Annotated in this window: 18 protein-coding genes; 7 read left to right on the plus strand and 11 right to left on the minus strand. The window is 64.0% G+C overall.

Annotation, left to right across the window (positions count from 1 at the left end):
* Positions 1–4: 4 nt before the first annotated feature.
* A complete protein-coding gene (locus AC097R_RS13810) occupies positions 5–1,252 on the minus strand; it encodes a YbiU family protein (protein ID WP_479598717.1) in 1,248 nt (415 codons plus the stop codon).
* On the minus strand, positions 1,239–2,240 hold the full coding sequence (locus tag AC097R_RS13815) for a LacI family DNA-binding transcriptional regulator (RefSeq protein WP_479598718.1): 1,002 nt from the start codon (positions 2,238–2,240) through the stop codon (positions 1,239–1,241). The genes AC097R_RS13810 and AC097R_RS13815 overlap by 14 nt, the downstream gene beginning before the upstream one ends.
* 98 nt (positions 2,241–2,338) lie before the next feature.
* Here AC097R_RS13815 and AC097R_RS13820 point away from each other — a divergent pair, with 98 nt between their 5' ends.
* Together AC097R_RS13820 and AC097R_RS13825 are read left to right on the plus strand one after the other, a co-directional pair.
* Positions 2,339–3,331, plus strand: coding sequence for a Gfo/Idh/MocA family protein (locus AC097R_RS13820; protein WP_479598719.1), 993 nt, complete (start codon positions 2,339–2,341; stop codon positions 3,329–3,331).
* Between the two features lie 28 nt (positions 3,332–3,359).
* Positions 3,360–6,110, plus strand: coding sequence for a DEAD/DEAH box helicase (locus tag AC097R_RS13825; protein ID WP_479598720.1), 2,751 nt, complete (start codon positions 3,360–3,362; stop codon positions 6,108–6,110).
* A gap of 106 nt (positions 6,111–6,216) precedes the next feature.
* Here the strand turns inward: AC097R_RS13825 and AC097R_RS13830 are convergent, their stop codons facing one another.
* The 5 genes from AC097R_RS13830 to AC097R_RS13850 form a co-directional block, all read right to left on the minus strand.
* Complete coding sequence (locus tag AC097R_RS13830; RefSeq protein ID WP_479598721.1) at positions 6,217–7,167, minus strand: fumarylacetoacetate hydrolase family protein; 951 nt, start codon at positions 7,165–7,167, stop codon at positions 6,217–6,219.
* A gap of 9 nt (positions 7,168–7,176) precedes the next feature.
* The gene (locus AC097R_RS13835; protein ID WP_479598722.1) at positions 7,177–8,265 is read right to left on the minus strand and encodes a VOC family protein; all 1,089 of its coding nucleotides are present in this window, start codon (positions 8,263–8,265) and stop codon (positions 7,177–7,179) included.
* Entirely contained in the window at positions 8,262–9,068 is an 807-nt protein-coding gene (locus tag AC097R_RS13840; RefSeq protein WP_479598723.1) for an amidohydrolase family protein, read from the minus strand. The genes AC097R_RS13835 and AC097R_RS13840 overlap by 4 nt, the downstream gene beginning before the upstream one ends.
* Before the next feature lie 12 nt (positions 9,069–9,080).
* Positions 9,081–9,659, minus strand: coding sequence for an NAD(P)H-dependent oxidoreductase (locus AC097R_RS13845; protein WP_479598724.1), 579 nt, complete (start codon positions 9,657–9,659; stop codon positions 9,081–9,083).
* A gap of 69 nt (positions 9,660–9,728) precedes the next feature.
* Positions 9,729–10,262 (minus strand): Crp/Fnr family transcriptional regulator, encoded by a 534-nt coding sequence (locus AC097R_RS13850; RefSeq protein WP_479598725.1) that lies wholly within the window; start codon positions 10,260–10,262, stop codon positions 9,729–9,731.
* A gap of 194 nt (positions 10,263–10,456) precedes the next feature.
* On the opposite strand from AC097R_RS13850, the gene AC097R_RS13855 reads away from it, so the two are divergent.
* Entirely contained in the window at positions 10,457–11,140 is a 684-nt protein-coding gene (locus tag AC097R_RS13855) for a YceI family protein (RefSeq protein WP_479598726.1), read from the plus strand.
* Here AC097R_RS13855 and AC097R_RS13860 read toward each other — a convergent pair.
* Positions 11,109–12,038 carry a DMT family transporter gene (locus tag AC097R_RS13860; RefSeq protein WP_479598727.1) on the minus strand — a complete coding sequence of 310 codons (930 nt, stop codon included), beginning with the start codon at positions 12,036–12,038 and terminating at the stop codon, positions 11,109–11,111. The two genes, AC097R_RS13855 and AC097R_RS13860, sit on opposite strands and share 32 nt — an antisense overlap.
* A gap of 101 nt (positions 12,039–12,139) precedes the next feature.
* Between AC097R_RS13860 and gcvA the strand changes: the two genes are divergently transcribed.
* On the plus strand, positions 12,140–13,003 hold the full coding sequence (gene gcvA / locus AC097R_RS13865) for a transcriptional regulator GcvA (protein WP_479598728.1): 864 nt from the start codon (positions 12,140–12,142) through the stop codon (positions 13,001–13,003).
* 106 nt (positions 13,004–13,109) lie between these two features.
* Here the strand turns inward: gcvA and AC097R_RS13870 are convergent, their stop codons facing one another.
* The 3 genes from AC097R_RS13870 to AC097R_RS13880 all read right to left on the minus strand — a co-directional run bounded on the left by AC097R_RS13870 (position 13,110) and on the right by AC097R_RS13880 (position 15,418).
* Positions 13,110–13,928 (minus strand): EAL domain-containing protein, encoded by an 819-nt coding sequence (locus AC097R_RS13870; protein ID WP_479599552.1) that lies wholly within the window; start codon positions 13,926–13,928, stop codon positions 13,110–13,112.
* A gap of 135 nt (positions 13,929–14,063) precedes the next feature.
* Positions 14,064–14,873, minus strand: coding sequence for a siderophore-interacting protein (locus AC097R_RS13875; protein ID WP_479598729.1), 810 nt, complete (start codon positions 14,871–14,873; stop codon positions 14,064–14,066).
* Entirely contained in the window at positions 14,873–15,418 is a 546-nt protein-coding gene (locus tag AC097R_RS13880; RefSeq protein ID WP_479598730.1) for a PadR family transcriptional regulator, read from the minus strand. Before AC097R_RS13880 ends, AC097R_RS13875 begins: the two co-directional genes overlap by 1 nt.
* Before the next feature lie 203 nt (positions 15,419–15,621).
* Here AC097R_RS13880 and AC097R_RS13885 point away from each other — a divergent pair, with 203 nt between their 5' ends.
* From AC097R_RS13885 to AC097R_RS13895, 3 genes are all read left to right on the plus strand, one after another.
* Complete coding sequence (locus AC097R_RS13885) at positions 15,622–16,005, plus strand: hypothetical protein (protein WP_479598731.1); 384 nt, start codon at positions 15,622–15,624, stop codon at positions 16,003–16,005.
* An 88-nt stretch (positions 16,006–16,093) separates the two neighbouring features.
* Positions 16,094–17,221, plus strand: a complete 1,128-nt coding sequence (locus AC097R_RS13890; protein ID WP_479598732.1) for a YHYH protein — start codon at positions 16,094–16,096, stop codon at positions 17,219–17,221.
* A gap of 16 nt (positions 17,222–17,237) precedes the next feature.
* Positions 17,238–18,599 (plus strand): diguanylate cyclase, encoded by a 1,362-nt coding sequence (locus AC097R_RS13895; protein WP_479598733.1) that lies wholly within the window; start codon positions 17,238–17,240, stop codon positions 18,597–18,599.
* The last annotated feature ends 2 nt before the right edge of the window (positions 18,600–18,601 follow it).

Here is an 18,601-nt window from a genome sequence, read left to right on the forward strand (position 1 = left end):
GCCGTTAGCGGTCGTAACCCATCTGCAGACGCCCTAGCGGCGTCAGGTCTGCCGGCATGAACCGGCCTTCAAAATCCACCTCGTAGTCTTCCGGCGCAAAGTTGGGCGACGACTTGCCCACCTCAAACGCGGGCCGCTGCTGCGCCAGAAAAATGCGGTTTTTCTCACAATCGGGCGCCGCACCGATGTAAATCACGTTGCTGTAGCCCTTGCCCAGGTGCTTGTCTTCCACGCCGTGGATGGTGTCCGGATGCCACCACACGGTGTCTCCGGCTTCCACCTTGGGAATGGCGACATAGGCACGCAGCAGCAGCGCGTGGTACTGCTCTGACACCACCAGGGCGCGGCCCGCGCGCGCGCCACACAACTCGTCTTCGGCAATGTCGTCCTGCAGCGCGCGCAGCAGCACCCAGGGCATGGCGTTGGCAATCGGCACCAGATTCAGCGTGCCGTCGCCCGGCCCCTGGGGCGTCAGCGCCGTCCAGCCCTGGAAGGTGCGGAACATGCTGCACACGGCTGGCGACGGGATTTCGTGGGTCTCGGTGCGGTAGGCGGCGGCAAAAGGGTCGTACTGGTTGGCATCGCCCCCATAGATATGGCGGTAGACATTGCGGTAGCCGGGGTCCGTCCAGCGCTCGATGGAGCCACCGTCGACGTGGGGCGACAGGCCCAGGGACGCATCACCGGGCTCACGCTGGCGCACGCGATCGGCATAGGTGCATTCCTGGTCGGGGTTAAACACCGACTGGCCGTTCTGGTCAATATTCCACAGGCGGTTGAGCCAGCGGCGGGCGTGGGCCAGCTCGGTGGATTGGCGCGCCTCCATCTGCGGCTTCGACCAGTACACACCATAGATCTGTGGGCGGCTGCTGGCCAGGGCGCTGAAGTATTTGTCGATGCCGCGCTTGCTCACTTCCTTGTCCAGATAGTGGTTGTCGGCCAAGTACGACTCAATCGTGTGGTTCCACTTTTCCACGCGCGCCTTGTCAAACACCCCCCGCACCACCACGCAACCACGCTGCTTGATGCGAGCCACCGTAGCGGCGTCCAGCGTGTCCAGCTCGGCGAACTGCACCTCTGGCACGGAGTTGATTCCTTGTGCGCGTTCGCGCTCTATGGCTTCGACCTGGGCTTCTATCGCTCGCGTCAGTACCTCGAATCGTTCCTTCAAATCAGGGATCTGGGCCCGCAGCAGGCGTTTGGCGGCAATGATTTCGCTCTGGAAATTGAGGTTGGGATCAGCTTGTTGCATGGAATAGCTCCAAAGTGGGGGGAGGAAAAAGTTGTTGGTTGACCGACATGCCGGGCTCGGCAAAGCGCGCCAACATGCAAGTGCCGAGCGCTTTGCCAGCCCGGTGCATGTCTTCAAAGCAGCCCCAAAAGGGCTGGCGGATGTACTGCGGCAGCGGGCTGCTGTACTTGATGGCCAGCTCAATGTCCTTGCCCACCTGCAGACTGCTGTCGGCCAGCGCGCTGAGCAGGGGCAGGATGGGCGCTTCGCGCGTCAGCACCAACCCATCAAAGCGACGGGCGTTGTCACGCGCCCACCGGTAAATGTCGCCGGGCGCGTCATCCAGGCTAATGGCCCGCACGCATTCCCCCGTCACACCACGCTGCTGGCACTCGCGGCTGAAGCCATCGGCCAGGTGGTGGTGAAAACTCGCACCGGCTTCGGGCAACAAGATGCCCAGACGCTGGCGCCCCTGCGCCACCAGCGTGGCCACCGCGCCACCGGAAAAGTCTTCGTTGGCAAAGTCCACACTGTCGTGGGCCGCCAACTGGGTGCGCCCGTAGGTCACAAATGGAAAGCCCTGCTCCTGCAACCAGTGCACGCGCGCATCCTGTGGGGCGGAATAGGTCAGCACCAAGCCATCGGCCAGGCCGCGCTCCACCACATAGCGCACGCTGTCCAGCGCGTCCTGCCCCACCAACTGGGGTAACACGATGAGGTGGTAGTCGGTGCCCTGTAGCGCGTCGCCCAGCCCCATGAGAAAGTCCTTGAAGCCGGGCTGGATGGCATCTTGCCGGTCCATGATGAAGGCCAGCGAGTTGCTGCTGCCCGTCTTCAGGCGCACCGCCGCGCGGTCGCGCACGTAACGCAGCTCACGCGCCGCCTGCAGCACTTTTTCACGCGTTTCCGGCTGCACGCTGGGCAAGCCCGCCAACGCACGTGACACCGTGGCCGATGACAAGCCGGTGGCCTTGGCGAGGGTGACGATGCTGGTTTTTCGAGCTTGCATGGGATCTCCTGCAACAAATTATGCAAACGTATACATTGCATGTCAAGTGTTGACTTAAAGAAATGTAAACGTTATCTTTTTGATTTTAAGGAGACTGTATGCGTTGGGCATTGATTGGAGCCAGTTCTATTGCTGAAACATGGATGGTGTCTGCCATCCGCTCTGTGGGGGATGAAATCGTGGCCGTGGTGTCGGGTGATAGGGACCGCGCCCGTGCCTTTGCGACCCAGCACGGCATTGCACATGCCTTGGATGACGAAGCCGGCCTGCAAGGCCTGGACCTCCAGGCGGTCTACATCTCCAGCACCAATGAAAAGCATGAGGCCTCGGTGCTGCGCGCCGCACGCCTGGGCCTGCACGTGCTGTGTGAAAAACCCCTGGCTACCTCGCTGGCCGCAGCCCAGCGCATGGTGCAGGCCTGCGCCGACACCGGCGTGGTGATGGGCACCAACCACCACCTGCGCCACAACAGCGCCCACCTGCAAATGCGCGAGCATGTGCGCCAAGGTAGCTTGGGCCGCTTGGTGTCCGTGCGCGTCAACCACTCGGTCTACCTTCCGGCACATCTGCAAGGCTGGCGGCTCAAAGACAAAGGTGCGGGCGGGGGCGTGGTATTGGACATTGCGGTCCACAACGCCGACTCCCTGGGCTTTTTGCTGGGCGAGTACCCCACCGAGGTCACCGCCATGACCAGCAACAGCGGCATGGCCGAGGGCATGGAAGACAACGCCATGTCGGTCTGGCGCTTCCCCAGCGGCATCACGGCATTTACCCACCAGGGCTTCAACACCCCGTTTGCGGACGTGGGCCTGGAAATCCATGGCACCGAAGGCTCGCTGCAAGGCACGGGCATCCTGCACCAGGGACCTGATGGCAGGCTGAATTTCAAGAACGCCCAGGGCGAACAGGCCTTGCCGCTGGAACCCACCAATCTGTACAACCGCTGCATCCAGCACTTCCACAAAGCCATCCAGGGCCAGCCCAATGACTTGGCGGACGGCCAGGCCGGCGTGCGCTCGTTGGCCGTGGCGCTGGCGGTGCTGGAAAGTGCCCAAACCGGCCGCACGGTGAGGGTGGCTTACAGCGGCTGAAGCACACGGGCCACGGCACAATCGCCGCATGGCCCGCCCCCGCAACAGCCCTACGCATCTGCATCCCGGTGCCGACCACCGTGACCGCACGGTGGCGGCTTGGGTGGAGGCGCTGCGGCGCAAGGCCGACGCGGCCACACTGAAGACTCTGCCCACGCTCTCCGATGCGGATGCCGCCCGCGTGATGGCGCTGCTGCGCATGGACAGCCCGCCGCCCGCCGAGCTCGCACCAGTGGTCGAGGTGCCATCGGACAGCATGCCCGGCCGCTTCCGCCCTCGCCTCACGCTGCAAACCCTGGGTCGGGGCGATGGCCTGCTGGGCCTCAAACCCCAAGGCAAGCTGGGCCCGCGCGGCGACAGCGTGACGCTGGCGCAGTTTGACTGGACCTACCAGACCGATGCGGGTGACCGCTGGCAGACACCGGCCCCCACCTCCATCCTGAACAACCGGCCCCAAGCTGTGCAGGAGCTGTTTGACACCGGGGGCCCCGTGGTGCGCATGCAGCGCGACCTGGCGGCCGAGGCCGACGCCATGGACCTGGTGTGGGACATGGGCTTTGTGCCGCTGGACCCGCAGTCTTTCCAGTGGCGCAGCCGTGAACACCCAGCGCTGGGCTCGGTGTGGACGCTGCCGCAAGAGGAGTTCTTTGGCGACTTCTGGGCCGATCAGGTGCCGCAGCTGCAGGCCAACGGTTGGTCGGTGGTGGTGAAACCCGGCTTTGCGCACGAGAGCGTGCCCGTGCAGCGCTGGAAGCTCGTGGTCAGCCCTGACAACGGCGAGGTGCTGGGCAAGGAACTGGACACGCCCCTGGTGAAGCCCGGGCGCGGCGTGGAGAAGCTGCAACTGCCCGCGCGCGAAGGCGCCTGGCTGCTGAGCCTGGGCATCGAGATTGACGGCCAGACGCTGGACCTGGCGCCCATGCTCGCCGACCTGCTGCGCCGCGACCACCGCTGGCTCAACGCCGCGCAGATCGCGGCCATCGACGACCTGGCCATCGTCTCGCTGCGTGCGCCGGGCGGAAAACGCATCGACGCGCCCGCTGCGCCGATCAAAGCCATCGTCGGCGCGATGGTGGACCTGCTGACCGACCCGCTGCGCAACCAGGACCCGAGTTTGTTGAAGCTGGGCGCGTGGGAGGCCCGACGCCTGGACGCCCTGCGCGCCAGCCTGCTGGACGCCCACCGCGTAGGCGCACACAACGCCTGGCAACTCGAAGGTGATATCGGTTTGGCCAGTCTGGCCAAACGCCTCAAGGCCCTGGGCACGCCACAACCCGTGGCCGCCCCCCAAGGTCTGCAGGTGCAACTGCGCCCCTACCAGCTTGAAGGCCTGGCCTGGCTGCAATACCTGCGCGCCCACAGCCTGGGTGGCATCTTGGCCGACGACATGGGCCTGGGCAAAACCGCGCAGGCCCTGGCCCATGTGCTGGTGGAAAAACACGCAGGGCGACTCGACCTGCCGGTACTGGTCGTGCTGCCCACATCACTCATCTTCAACTGGCAGGCGGAAGCACAACGCATGGCACCAAGCCTGCGTGTGCTGACACTGCAAGGCCCGGACCGCGCCGACCTGTTTGCGCAAATGCCTGACCACGATCTGGTGCTGACCACCTACCCGCTGCTGTGGCGCGACATGGATGCGCTGGCCGCACAGCGCTTTCACCTCGTCATCCTGGACGAAGCGCAGATGGTGAAGAACGCCGGCAGCCGCAGCGCCCGCGCGCTGCGGCGCCTGCAGACGCGCCACAGCCTGTGCCTGACCGGCACGCCCATGGAAAACCACCTGGGCGAGCTGTGGGCGCAGTTCGACTGGCTGATGCCCGGCTTCTTGGGCGACGCCCGCCACTTCGCCGCGCGCTGGCGCAAGCCAGTTGAAGAGAACGGCGAAACCCTGCGCGCCGCGCTGCTGGCCCAGCGCGTGCGCCCCTTCATCCTGCGCCGCCGCAAGCAGGACGTAGCCAGCGAGTTGCCGCCGCGCACTGAAGTCATCAAACGCGTGCAACTGCAAGGCCAGCAGCGCGAGCTGTACGAAAGCGTGCGTGTGGCGGCCGATGTACAGGTGCGCCGCGTGCTGCAGCGCCAAAGTTTCAACGGCGCGCAGATCAGCATCCTCGATGCGCTGCTCAAGCTACGCCAGGTCTGCTGCGACCCGCATTTGGTCAAAGGCAGCAAGCCCGTAAACACCATGGAACGCGCCAAGCTGGAGCTGCTGGCCGACATGCTGCCCGCGCTGGTGGAGGAAGGCCGGCGCGTGCTGGTGTTCTCGCAGTTCACCGAGCTGCTGGACTTGATTGCCGACCAACTGCATGCCCAAGCCTTGCCCTTCCTGAGCCTGACCGGCAAGACTGCCACCACGGCGCGTGGCGATGTGGTGCGGCGCTTTCAGGCGCAGGAGGTGCCCGTGCTGCTGCTGAGCCTGAAAGCCGGTGGCGTGGGCCTGAACCTGACCGCCGCCGACACCGTGATCCACATGGACCCGTGGTGGAACCCCGCTGTGGAAGAACAGGCCACCGCCCGCGCCCACCGCATCGGCCAGGACCAACCGGTGTTTGTCTACAAGCTCGTGGTCGAAGGCAGCATTGAGGAGCGCATGCTGGAGCTGCAGGCCCGCAAGCTCGCGCTGGCGGACAGCGTGCTGGGGCATGACGCGGCAGGAGCGCTCAAGTTTGACGAGTCGGATCTGGATGCCTTGCTCGCACCGCTGGGCGCCCTGATCGCCAGTGGGCAAACGCCGGAAGAAGCTGCGCGGCGCTGGGGACGCAGCGGCAGCCGGACGTGAGCCATTCAGGCATCAAACAGACCTCTAGCCCTCGTTAAATGTGCGCGGGAAGCTATTTATTTGATAGCAAAACAATACGCCGCGTGCATCACATCTTCTGGGTGCCTCACACAATGGCTGTAGTTTGCTGGCCCAAATCCAGCTGACCGTCGTCGGTGCGGATGCTGGCGCAGATGCGATCGCCGGGCTGCAGGTAGTGGGGCTTGCGCTGGTTCATGCGGGTGAACAGCCGCCACTTGGTCGCTTCGCTCACCAAGTGCTGCACCACCCAACTGACCAGCCGGCCCGGCGCCTTGGCCGCGCAGCCGGCGGGCGTGCCGGTGGCAATCAGGTCGCCAGCATGCAGGTCTTGGAGCTGCGCCAGCTCCGTCAGCGTAGCGTGCGGCGGGTGGATCATGTCGGCGCAAAAAGCGTCCTGCCGCAACTCCCCATTCACCGCGAGCCGCATGTGCAGTTCGGGCCAACGCTGCCATTCCTCCACCGTGAGCAGCAGCAAGTACGGCCCCACTGGGCCAAAGCCACGGTAGCTTTTTCCCTTGTAAAACTGGCCTTGCGGCAACTGCACATCGCGGGCCGAAATGTCGTTGACGATGACCAAGCCCGCCAGCCATTGGCCCAGGTCGTCCGGCGCCACGTGCGTGCCAGCAGGGATGGGGCGGCGTAGCACCAGCCCCAACTCAATCTCGTAGTCCAGCAACTGCACATGCGGTGGGCGCAGCACCGGTGCATCCGCCGCCACGATGCTGGAGGCCGCCTTGGTGAAGAACATATTGAAGTCGATGCGCTCAGGGTCCTGCCCCGACTCCCGCACGTGGCTAGCGTAGTTGACGCCCTGACATATGAATTGTTGGTTGCGCGTGATCGGCGCCAGCAGTTGCACCGCGGCCACGGGCCGTGTGGCCTGCGCAGGTGTGCTGGCGCGAATGGCCTCCCAGGCCTGGGCGAGAACCTCCCCGGTGGTCTGTGCGGGCGTGTCCAGCGGTGCGAACCGTGTGCCGTGGAGCACGCCCCAGCCGATGCGGGAGCCGTCTTGGTAGCGGATAAGAATGTGTGGCATGGGTGCTCCTTATTGCCAGCTGCGGCCTGGGGCCGCGATGGAACCGTTCAGCAACTGCAGCCGCCGCCAGCTGATACGCCCTGCGGCCAGCAGTCGGATGATGTGCAGCAGGTTGCCCAGGGTCTTGGCCGGTTTCATGCTGCTGGGCGCGTCCTGGCCCCAGGCCCAGACGCTGCCAAAGGTGAGTGGTGAGTAGGCAGTCGGGAACGCGGCGGTGCATAGATCGCCATCGGCGTAGTGTTCAAACTGGAAGCCATGGGGGTCGGCCCAGTAGTCAAAAATCTGGCTACCAATCAGATGGCGGCCCAGGCCCCATACATGCTGGTAGCCCTGCCCGCGCAGAAACTGCTGGCCTTGGCCCACCGCATCTAGGTCCACCACTTCGTAGGCGCTGTGCTCGTACTTGTCTTCGATGCCTCCGACGATGACCACGCTGTGGTGGTCGGTGGGCTGGGCGCCCAAGTTCAGGCGCAGGAAAGCAATGTTGGGACTGCCATCGGCCAGGTACTGCACATCACTGGGCAGCAGGCCCAGCACCCGCTGGTACCAGTCTGCCAGCCCCGAAAAATCCACCGTTTGAAAGACAACGTGACCCAGCCGCTGCACCTGCGCGGGCGCCAGTGGCGTGCGCAGCGGCGCGTCCACGCGTACCGGCGTGGTTGGCCCATTGGCTAGCGGTGTAACGCTGGCGCGGCTGTCCAAGGCGGCGCTGGGCGCCTGCCCTTGCAGTAGCCAGACGCGGCGGCCACTCGGGTCCAGCAGCTCCACGCCCCGGCCGCCACCAGGAATGCGAGCCGGGTCCAGCCAGCGGCCTTGGAGTTGTTGCACATACACGTCCAGGCTCGTGTCATCCGACAGGGTGAAGGCCGCACCCACAAAGCGATCGGCAGCCCCACGCTCGGCCACATAGAGCGCGGCACTGGGGCCGACGCCACGGGCCAACAGCCGGCCCGGGTCATGGTCATCGGTGACAAAGCCGAAATCCTGCAGAAACCCGCGCATGGCATCGAAGCTGCGCAGCTCCCACATCAGAAACGCCAGCGCCACGGCGCGCCCCAGTGGCTGGGGCTGGGGTAATGGTTGGAAAGCGGTGCTCATACGGCCCCCCATCCATGCCAGCGGCAAAACGCCCGGCCCATGATGAGCTCCTTGTCTCTCTCACTCAACCCTGGCATCTCGTCAGTCAACATGGTGATGGCCTCGTGCCAACTGCAGGCCAGGCGTGTGATGTCCGAACCCCAAAACAGACGCTCGGGTCCATACGCGTCTAGGAGTTGGCGCACCGTGGCGTGCATGTCCTTGAACGGGTACGCTTCCTGCGAATAGCCCGGCACCCCCGATAGCTTGACTGCCACATTGGGAAAGCGCGCCCAGGACAGCAAGTCTGCCGCCTGCACCAAGCCCCCAGACGATGTAAAGCCCACAAAACCCAAGTGGTCCACCGTGAGTTTGAGCGCGGGGTAGCGCTCGGCCAAGGGTGCCACCAGCGGTAGCAAGGTCGGGCCACACAGGGCGATGGGCAAACCCATGTCCTCTGCCAAGGGCCAGAGCCAGTCCATGGTTCCATTACGGGGCCAGGCACGTTCCTCCTCTGCCAAGCACAAAAAGCGCAGGCCAATCACGCCGGGGCGCTGGCGAATGGCGCGCAGCTGCTGCGGCGCCTCCGGGTGGTCCAGTGCAAGACTGGCCAGGGTGGCGAAGCGCGTGGGGTAGCGTGCCGCCGATTCATCTGCGTACGCATTGGCCTGCGCACTCCAGCCCGGTGGGTGGTTGATGGCGGCATGCACGCCGGCCGCGTCCATGTCGGCAATGGCCTGCTCGGCCAGGTAGGGCATCTGCCGGTGGTGGGCAGGGGCTTGCCCGGTGTTCCACAGGTGGATTTGAGAATCAACAATCAGCATGTGAGGCTCCGGTTACTTGGCAAACATGGCGCCCACCTGCTGCAACCAGGCCTGGCGCTTGGCATCGGTCGCGTGGCTAACAGGGGACAGGGCCACCCATTCCACCTTGCGCACGCCGCATTTGCGCAGCGTGCCGCGCACCAGCGCGCGCTGCACGGCGTCGCCATACAACCAGCGGTAGGCCCACTTAGGTGTGTTCATCGTGGTCACCACCACGGCGCGCTGGATGTGGGTCAAACGCCCCTCAACGCCACGCTTGGAGGGCTTGTAGGCCCATCCGTTGGTGAACACTTTGTCGATAAAGCCCTTGAGCAGGGCCGGCATCACCTCCCACCAGATCGGGAAGATGAAGACCAGTTGCTGGGCTGCGTCGATGCGGGCCTGGTAGCGCGGGACGGCTGCGTCGGCACTTTGGCCGCGTGCGTAGACAGCCAGGTCTGCACCGCGCATGACGGGGTCAAAATCTTCTGCATCCAGATGCAGGCGGTCCACGGTGTGGCCGGCTTGCTCCAGCTGCTGCACCACGCGGTGGTACAGCGCGTGGCAATAACTCTTGGAATAGGGGTGGGCCAGAATGACCAGGGTTTGCATGGGTGCTCCATCAAAAAATGTGATGGGGCGATGATGCGAAGCGCGGGCCGCGCCGTCATTAACAAAGGTTCAGAGCGCCTTCAATTTGCGCCGAATCCGGCTCAGGTGCACGGCACTCACGCCTAGGTAGGCCGCCAGAATGTGCAGTGGGATGCGCTCCAGGCGCTGCTGGTGCGTGGCCAGCAACGCCTGGTAGCGCTGGGTGGGCGTATCGGCAATGGCGCTGGTGTAGAGGTTGGCGTAGTGGATGAGCCGCTGCTGCAACAGGGCCTGCAAGTCGGCCTGCAACGCGGGGTCCACCAGGGTCCGGGCTTTGATGGTGGCACCGTCCATCACGCGCAAGTGGCAGGCCTCCATGGTCACCAGGTGCAGGGCACTGGGGCGCCCGGTCAGCAGGCTCTCCATCGAACTCACCACCTCGCCTTCAAAGAAAAACTGGGTGCTGGTCTCGCGTCCCTGCGAGTCAATCAGAAAGAGACGCGCACAGCCCTGCTCAATGAGGTACAGGCGCTGCGCCACCTCCCCCGCACGCAACAGCAGCTGGCGAGCGTCCGCCTGACAACGGGTGCCAAGCTGCAGGAAGGTGGTGTGTAAAGCGTTCATGCCAGGGTGCCTGCGCATTGTCCACCAAGCCGTGAATACAAACAAAATATGCCTCTAGCCCCCGTGGAATATGCGCAAACAGCTACAGAATTCATAGCATCAAGAATGCGCGCCGCAGCGACGGCTAGACTGCAGTGGTGATACCACCCTCTTGCCTCCATCCCTAGATGCGACACATCCCCCCCTCTCCCTGTTTGCCCTGGCTGGCTCTGGTGTGCCTGGCGGCGCTGGCATCGTGCACAGCGGTAGCGCCCAGCCTGCCATCGCCGCCCGCCAGTCCGCTGGCCTCACCGACCAAGGCGCCAGCCCAGTCCTACCGCATCGACCCCACGGCCTCCACCCTGCATATCCTGGTCTACCGCGGTGGCCCCATGGCGCGGCTGGGCCACAACCATGTGGTGAGTTCGCACAACCTGCAGGGCCGCGTGTGGCAAGGGGCAACGCAGGAAGACTCGGGCTTTGACATCACCGTGCCGGTGAACGACCTGGTGATGGACGACGACACAGCGCGGGCCTCCGAGGGTGAGGACTTTCCGCTCAATGTGAGTGAAGACGCCAAGCAAGGCACCAAGGCCAATATGCTGCGCGACACCTTGCTGGATGGTGCGCGCTACCCGGAGATCCGCATTACCTCGGTGCGCGTGCAGGGCCATGCCCACGCCCCCGTGGTCATTGCCAGTCTGCGTATCAAGGACCAGATCCGCCAGGTCACCGTGCCAGTCACCTTGCAACCCACTGACACGGGCCTGCGCATTAAAGGCGCGTTCGAGATCAAGCAAACCGACTTTGGCATCACCCCACTGAGCATTGCGCTGGGCGCCCTGCTGGTGGTGGATGCCGTGACCATCAAGTTTGTGCTGGTGGCTGTGCCCGACTAGCGGCCACAGGCGCCACCACGGCGGGCCGCAGCACCAGCCACAAGGCCACGGCAATCAAACCACCGCCCAGGGCGTGCGCAACGGTGGCGGATTCATGCAGCACCAATGCCCCCCACAGCACGCCAAACAGCGGGATGAGAAAGGTGACGGTGAGGGCCTTCATGGGACCCACTTCGGCGATGAGCTTGAAATACAGCACGTAGGCCAGGGAGGTACACAGCAACCCCATCGCCAGCATGGCCAGCCATACGCTGACACCCACCTCGCCCCAGGCCACGGGGTGCGTGGCCGTATCCCAAATGGCAAACGGCAGCAGCAAGACCACGGCCCCCAGCTGACTGCCCAGCGCCACGATGCGGGCGTCCAGCCCTCCGCGCAGCGTGATCCAGCGCTTGGTGAGAAAACCCGCCAGGCCATAGCAGGCGGTGGCCACCATGCAGACCGCCACGCCCCACAGCGTGGCCGCATTCAGTTCCACAGGGCCCGCGCCGGTGAGGATGGCCACGCCGCCCAGGCCGACGAACACGCCCAGGGCCTTGGGCCAGGTCAGGATCTCACCAAACGCCAATACACCGATGGCCACACCCATCAGCGGTGTGGTGGCGTTCAGGATGGCGCTATAGCCAGCCGGCAGAATGCGCGCCGCGAACGCAAACATCAGAAACGGAATGCCGGAGTTGATGGCCCCCAGTACCAGCGTGGCCCTGAACTTGCCGCCAAAAGCCAGCGGCAGCTTCATGACTGCGGCCACGCCCAGCAGCCCCAAGGTTCCCAGCACCACACGGCCAAACGCCGTGGGCATGGCCCCGAGCACGGGCGCCGCAATCCGCAGGAACAGAAAACTCCCACCCCACAGGGCGGCAAGCAGTAGCAATCGGGTCAGGTTGGCAGCATTCATGGTGTATCCAAAACAAGTGGTAATGGCGTTGATTTTTGCGTTATGGTTTAGCCAAAGCAAACGATTTATAGTCAACAGAGATTTAGTTTTTCTAATTCATCATGCAACTTCCACCTCTGCTGGCCCTGCGCTTCTTTGAGGCCACGGCGCGCCGCCTCAGCGTCAAACTGGCGGCCGAAGAGCTCTGTGTGACGCCGGGCGCGGTGTCACAGCAGCTGCGCAAGTTGGAAGACTTTTTGGGTTGTCCGCTGTTTGAGCGCCTGCCGCGTGGCCTGGTGCTGACGCCCGCCGGGCGCGATTACCAGGCCAGTTGCCAGGAGGCGCTGGCCCTGATTGGCCGCGCCACGGCCAAGCTCACCCAGACCCAGCGCCAGACCATTGTGGTGAGCTGCACCCCATCATTTGCCGCGCAGTGGCTGGTGCCACGGCTGCAGGGTTTTATGCAAGAGGCACCGAAGATTGATGTGCACGTGAGCACCACCAACCGCATGGTGGACTTGCACAGCGAGGGCGTGCACTTTGCCATCCGCCACGGCCTGGGCCGCTACCCCGGTCTACGGACGGAGGCGCTGATGGAAGACGACTACATCGCCGTCTGCAGCCCTAAGCTCGTACAGCCACGCACCTCGGTCCAACCGGCAGACATTCAGGCCCACCAGCTGCTGCACGACGAGGGCCGCAAAGACTGGCGGCTGTGGCTGGATGCGCAAGGCCTGAAGCAGGTGGACAGCAGTGGTGGCGTGGTGTTTGTGGATTCGAACGCCGCCATCGAAGCCGCGCTGGCGGGCTTGGGCTATGCGCTGGTGCGCTCCGGGCTGGTGGCGACCGAAATCACCGCAGGCCGACTGCTCAGCGTGCAGGCCCCGGCGCTGCATTCGCCCATGGCCTACTACTTGGTCTACCGGCCCGAAACCCTGATGGACCCGGCCATGGGCCGCTTTCGCGACTGGCTCATGGCCCTATGAATTTCAAATCAAAATAGCCTTAAGCCCGCGTGGATATTGCGCGAGCAGCTACTAAATTTGCAGCAAATTTGCCTGCTGGTGGTGGACATGCCACCGGCGCAGAGGCTCACTGGTGTTTGACATCCAACGCCGAGGCATTCAGTTCTGCGATGGCACAAAAAGCTGGTTTGGCAAACAGATACCCCTGCATGAGATGGATGCCGGCGTCACGCAGGAAGTCCCGCTCGCCCAGCGTCTCTATGCCTTCGGCGACAACTTGTATGTTCATGTCCTTGCACAGATAGACCAAGCTGCGCACGATGGCTTGGCGGGCACGGTTGGTGTCGACGTTGCGAATCAGGTCCATGTCAATTTTGATGATGTCCGGTTGAAAGTCTGACAGCAGCTTCATGCCCGCATACCCTGCCCCAAAATCGTCGATGGCGGTCTTGAAGCCGCAGCGTTTGTACTCGCGCAGGATGGAGGCAAACCAGGGCCCATCCTCGATGCGCTCGCCTTCGGTCACTTCAAAGATGATCTGTTCCAGCGGGAAGTTGTGGGCCCTCGCAGCCTCCAGGGTGGTGCGGATACACACCTCAGGCTTGTAGATGGCGTTGGGAAGAAAGTTAATGGACACCGGTTGCTGGATACCCAGCTCTGCAGCGCCTTTGATCGCCTTGACGCGGCAGGACTGGTCAAAGCGGTAGCGGTTTTGGTCATTGACCTGTGACAACACCGTCATGGCCCCCTCTCCGCCGGGGCCTCTAACCAGGGCCTCGTGCGCAAAGATGCGGCCGCTTTCCAGGTCTACGATGGGTTGGTAAGCGTACTCAAACTGAAATCCCAAGCGTTCGGCTTTTCCACAGTCTTCGCAATCCTGTGGCGTGCCGTTGAGCGGTACGAAATTGAGGGGAAACGAAGGGTTGACCTCGGGCAAGGACGACATTTGCATGGCTCTGATTCTCTACACATCGGTGCGGGAGTCAATGCTACAGAAAAAGAGAAATACCAGCGCTGTCCGAGGCTTCGGCAATCTGCAATTTCGCTACTGAATTCGTAGCAATTCAACGGGATCGACGACTTACTTGTCCAGCGACTCGTGCGAATCCGCACTGCCCCTGCGCCAGTAGCTGGAGGCGCGAATCCACTGTGGGTTGGCCATGCAGTCGGTCGTCAGGTAGGCACGCAAAGCCTTGGCCTGCATGGACTCGCAACCGATCCACGCATGGAACACACCGGCCGGCATGGCGGTGCGGCGCAGTGCCTCCAGCAGCGGCAGCGCATCGGCGCCCGTGCCGCTGCGGTACACCCACTGCACACTCAGCGTGGCGGCACTGGGCAGCGCGATGTGGTCGGCAGGGCCCTCCACTTCAATGAGTACTTCGGCACGCGCGCCCGCGGGCAGCTCTGCCAGGCGCCGGGCGATGGCAGGCAAGGCGGTGTCGTCGCCCATCAGCAAATGCCAGTCAAACCCCGTGGGCACGATGAGCGAACCGCGCGGGCCGCCCACGCCCAGCGTCTGGCCCACCTGGGCCTGCGCCGCCCACTCGGTGGCCGGGCCACCGGGCTGGTGCAGCGCAAAGTCAATCTGCAGCGTGCGGGCCACAGGGTCAAAGTGGTGGGGCGTGTAGTCGCGCATGGTGGGGCGTGTGCCCTCGGGCCACACAGGGCCTTCGGCACCCACGGTGGGCAAAGCCAACACGCCAGTCACCGGGTCAGGGAAAAAGAGTTTGACGTGGTCGTCAAAGCCCAGGCTCACAAAGCCTTCGAGGTCGTCGCCAGCCAATGTGACGCGTACCAGGTGCGGCGTGAGGCGCTCTACGCGGCTTACCTGCAGCTGGCGAAAGCGCAGGGGGTGGCGTACGCGTTGGGACGTCAGATCGGCCGACATCAGATTTTCTCCAGCTGTTGGGCCGCGTGGTCCAGCACGGCGGCAAAGGCGTTGGCCTGGTCGGGCGTCAGCGCTTCGCGCGACAGGCGCATGCGCATGGCCAGCTTCAGGTTTTCAATCGCACGCATCACCTGCGGCGGGCGGCCACCACGGGCACCGGCGCCGTCCACCCCGCCATTCAGGCGGGCCAGCATGGCGTCGGTCAACGCCCGGTTCTCTTCCAGAAAGGCCTTGCCCGCATCGGTAATGGCGTAGCGCTTGCGGCCGCCGGCGTCAGCACTTTCGCCTTGCAGGTAGCCCTGCTCTTCCAGCAGCGTCAGCGTGGGGTACACCGTGCCGGGGCTGGGGCTGTAGCTGCCGCCCAGGCGGTCTTCGATGAGTTTGATGAGTTCATAACCATGGCTGGGTTTGTCGCTGATGAGTTGCAGCAGCACAAAGCGCAGGCCGCCGTGGCTGAAAATGCGGCCGCCACCGCGCCCGCCGCCCATACCGTCGCCGTGCTCGCTGGAGCGCATGTGGTAGTTGAAGTGTTGGTGGTGCCGCATGTGTTTTCTCCTTATTCAGATGCAATTATGATATATCTAAATGCTTTCTAAATAAAGTCAAAATCCAGTCTTTACCTGCCTTTTACGCCAACACCTCCTGCCCGCCCCCCCCCAGCACCATTTGTGTGCCAGCACACGGCAAAGACCACGCCTATCGCCGAGCATGGACCTTCGGTCAATTCACGACCACACAGAGGATCGATATGCCCATTGCACATTTCCACAAGGCCACCGACCCCGCCACCGAGGACGAGGTGCATATCAACACCGATGCCGTCCTCTACGTGGAAGAGCCGCCTGCCACGCAGATTGGCAAAACCGCGATCCAGGTGATGGGGCTGCAAACCGATGGCATCCGTATCACCGAATCCCTGAGCCAGGTGCTGGTGCAGCTGCCGCTACTGGTAACTACCTGGCGGCATTACCACGCCGGTGAGCCACCCGAGGGCGCCAGCGCAGTGCACATTGCTGCGCAAAACGTGAGCTATATCGTTCCCAACGTGCCGCACAGGCCCACGTTCTGGACCATCCATTTCAAGGACGAATCCGAACTGCGTGTTGTGCATCCCCTGCCGCTGGATCTGTAGACGACTTACGTGCCGGCGCTGAAGCACCGGCTGCAGACTTTGATGCCTTATCCTTGGGCCCACTCAGCGCAACCTGTGGGAGCCTTGGATGAAAAAAAAGACAGTGACCGCCCTGGTGTGGGTTCTTGCTTCCGGTTCGGGGCACAGCCATGACCTGACCGCCCTGCCCCTGGGCGACGGCAAGATTTCGCAGTCGCCCAAAGTGGGTTGGATTTGGGCCTGCCATACCGACCCGCAGGCCGGTGGCGCCCAGCAGGTCGGGCCGTGGATCAACAGCGCCAAAGGCACCTACGACCTGACCACCAAGCCCGTGGTGCCGGGGCAGGTGAACTGGCCTTCTCAGTTCAAGCTCAGCATTCAGAACGAGCAACGCGTGTTCAGCGGCAACGACCTGCCCAGCCACGCCACGGGCACCTTTCCGGTCCCCAGCAACAGCGATGCGTACCGCTACGACCGCAACCCCAACAGCATCAAGGCGCAGACCATGCAAGTAACGCTGCCGCTGTGGCCCGCACTGGCAGCGCAGGCCACCTGCGTGCCAGGGGCGATTGGATTTTTGTTGAGCGGCTCCGTGCTGTTCAACGCCTTGGATGCGCCAGGCCGCGACGCGGTGGCCCACGAAACCCAGGACGCCTGCCAGGGCCACCCGCAGGAATCGGGTGTGTACCACTACCACAGCCTCAGCAACTGCGTGGCCGACACACGCGAGCCGACGGGGCACTCCGCGCTGGTGGGCTATTTGCTGGACGGCTTCGGTATTTACGGCTCGTACGGCGAAAAAGGACAGGCCCTGGCCAGCAAAGACCTGGACGAATGCCACGGCCACACGCACACCATCACTTGGGAAGGCAAGCAGGTGGCCATGTACCACTACCACGCCACGCCAGACTTCCCCTACACCGCGGGCTGCCTGCGCGGGAGCTACAAGCAGGCCGACGTCACCACCATCAGCGGCCCGCGCCCACAGCGCAACATGCAAGGCCCAGGTGGCCGACCGCCTGAGGGCGCTGCCGGTGCGCCTCCAAACGGTCCTGGTGGCCCTGCTGGCCCTGGTGGTGCACCACCCGACCTGAACAAGGCCGCCGCCGCTCTAGGCATCAGTGCACAAAAATTGCGTGAGGCTTTGGGCCCGCCCCCACCGGACCTGCGTGCCGCCGCCACCAAGCTCGGCATCAGTGTGGACGCGTTGCAGTCCGCCCTGAATACCGCCCGTTGATTGTTTGAGGAACCCCATGGCTACTTTGCTTCCGCGCTGGAACCTGTCGCTGCGCACCGAACTCATTGCCTGCCTGCTGGTCACCAGCCTGGCGTCCACCGCCATCGTGGGCGGGCTGACCTACCAGCGGCTGATGAAGAAGTTCAACACCCTGGTCATGCAGGAGTCCAGTAAAAACTTCACCAACGATGTCCAGAAATATTTCAAGACCTATGGCAGCTGGGAGGAAGGCCAGAAGGTGGAGGGCTTTCGGGCTTTTTCCGAACGGCATCGCCCACCTCCACGACCCGATGCCGGCGGTGGCGTACTCCCGCCGCCGGCGGAGCCCCGCCCTGTCGGCCCCGGGCTGGTGGCCCAGCCCGGCAACCAGCCCCCGCCACCGTCGCCGGGTGGTGGCATGCACAGGCCCCCGTTTCGCTTCTACCTGTTTGGTGCGGACTACCGCTCACTGTTCACACTGGCACCCTACAAGCCTGGCGACCCGATTCGCGACGAAGACCGCGCCCGCATGTTTCCCATCCTGCTCGACGACAAGGTGATCGCCTATTCCTCACCGCAGGGGGAGCCCAACTACTCCGACCTCGACCTGGGCTACCTCTCAGCCATGCGCGAATCGTTGGTGCTGGGCACCACCATGGGCCTGGCCCTCACGCTGGTGTTGGGTGTGTTTTTGGGCAACCGGCTGAGCCGCTCTCTGCGCCGCCTGACGGGGGCCGTGCAAGCCATGGGCCAGGGGGCGCTGCGCCAGCAGGTGCCCGTGGAATCCGACAACGAAGTGGGCCTGCTGGCCCAGGCCTTTAACCGCATGAGCGACGAGATCGCGCGGCAGTACGAAGACCTGCGCCAGTCCCACGCACAGATCGAGGCCATGGCCGCGCAGATGCGCGAGCTGAGCCTGCGCGATGCGCTGACCGGCCTGCACAACCGCCGGCATTTTGATGCGCAGTGCGCGCAGTTCTTCGCCAGTGCCCAGCGCTACCAGCGCCCCTTTAGCGTGATGCTGTGCGACATCGACCACTTCAAGAACGTCAACGACCGCTTCTCCCACGCCACCGGCGACGAGGTACTACGCCGCTTGGGCGACATCCTGCAGCAAAGCACGCGAAGTTCGGATTTGGTGGCGCGCTACGGCGGTGAAGAATTTGTGGTGGCCTTCCCCGAAGCCGATCTCGTCCACGCGCGCGAGGTATGCGAAGCCCTGCGCCAACGCGTGGAAGCCTACGCCTGGCATGAGGTGCACCCCGACTTGCGCGTCACCATCAGCGTGGGCCTGTGCAGCGGCACCCAGGCCGCCAGCTTTGAACGCATGCTGGAAGCTGCCGATGCCCTGCTGTACCGTGCCAAGCATGGCGGGCGCAACATGGTCTGCACCGAGTAGTC

The sequence above is a fragment of the Rhodoferax sp. ZS1R25 genome (assembly GCF_056521335.1).

Excerpts from the sequence above, each read along its gene's own strand:
- AC097R_RS13810 (WP_479598717.1), bottom strand. The coding sequence starts at position 1,252 with ATGCAACAAGCTGATCCCAACCTCAATTTCCAGAGCGAAATCATTGCC.
- AC097R_RS13815 (WP_479598718.1), bottom strand. The coding sequence starts at position 2,240 with ATGCAAGCTCGAAAAACCAGCATCGTCACCCTCGCCAAGGCCACCGGC.
- AC097R_RS13820 (WP_479598719.1), top strand. The coding sequence starts at position 2,339 with ATGCGTTGGGCATTGATTGGAGCCAGTTCTATTGCTGAAACATGGATG.
- AC097R_RS13825 (WP_479598720.1), top strand. The coding sequence starts at position 3,360 with ATGGCCCGCCCCCGCAACAGCCCTACGCATCTGCATCCCGGTGCCGAC.
- AC097R_RS13830 (WP_479598721.1), bottom strand. The coding sequence starts at position 7,167 with ATGCCACACATTCTTATCCGCTACCAAGACGGCTCCCGCATCGGCTGG.
- AC097R_RS13835 (WP_479598722.1), bottom strand. The coding sequence starts at position 8,265 with ATGAGCACCGCTTTCCAACCATTACCCCAGCCCCAGCCACTGGGGCGC.
- AC097R_RS13840 (WP_479598723.1), bottom strand. The coding sequence starts at position 9,068 with ATGCTGATTGTTGATTCTCAAATCCACCTGTGGAACACCGGGCAAGCC.
- AC097R_RS13845 (WP_479598724.1), bottom strand. The coding sequence starts at position 9,659 with ATGCAAACCCTGGTCATTCTGGCCCACCCCTATTCCAAGAGTTATTGC.
- AC097R_RS13850 (WP_479598725.1), bottom strand. The coding sequence starts at position 10,262 with ATGAACGCTTTACACACCACCTTCCTGCAGCTTGGCACCCGTTGTCAG.
- AC097R_RS13860 (WP_479598727.1), bottom strand. The coding sequence starts at position 12,038 with ATGAATGCTGCCAACCTGACCCGATTGCTACTGCTTGCCGCCCTGTGG.
- gcvA (WP_479598728.1), top strand. The coding sequence starts at position 12,140 with ATGCAACTTCCACCTCTGCTGGCCCTGCGCTTCTTTGAGGCCACGGCG.
- AC097R_RS13870 (WP_479599552.1), bottom strand. The coding sequence starts at position 13,928 with ATGTCGTCCTTGCCCGAGGTCAACCCTTCGTTTCCCCTCAATTTCGTA.
- AC097R_RS13875 (WP_479598729.1), bottom strand. The coding sequence starts at position 14,873 with ATGTCGGCCGATCTGACGTCCCAACGCGTACGCCACCCCCTGCGCTTT.
- AC097R_RS13880 (WP_479598730.1), bottom strand. The coding sequence starts at position 15,418 with ATGCGGCACCACCAACACTTCAACTACCACATGCGCTCCAGCGAGCAC.
- AC097R_RS13885 (WP_479598731.1), top strand. The coding sequence starts at position 15,622 with ATGCCCATTGCACATTTCCACAAGGCCACCGACCCCGCCACCGAGGAC.
- AC097R_RS13890 (WP_479598732.1), top strand. The coding sequence starts at position 16,094 with ATGAAAAAAAAGACAGTGACCGCCCTGGTGTGGGTTCTTGCTTCCGGT.
- AC097R_RS13895 (WP_479598733.1), top strand. The coding sequence starts at position 17,238 with ATGGCTACTTTGCTTCCGCGCTGGAACCTGTCGCTGCGCACCGAACTC.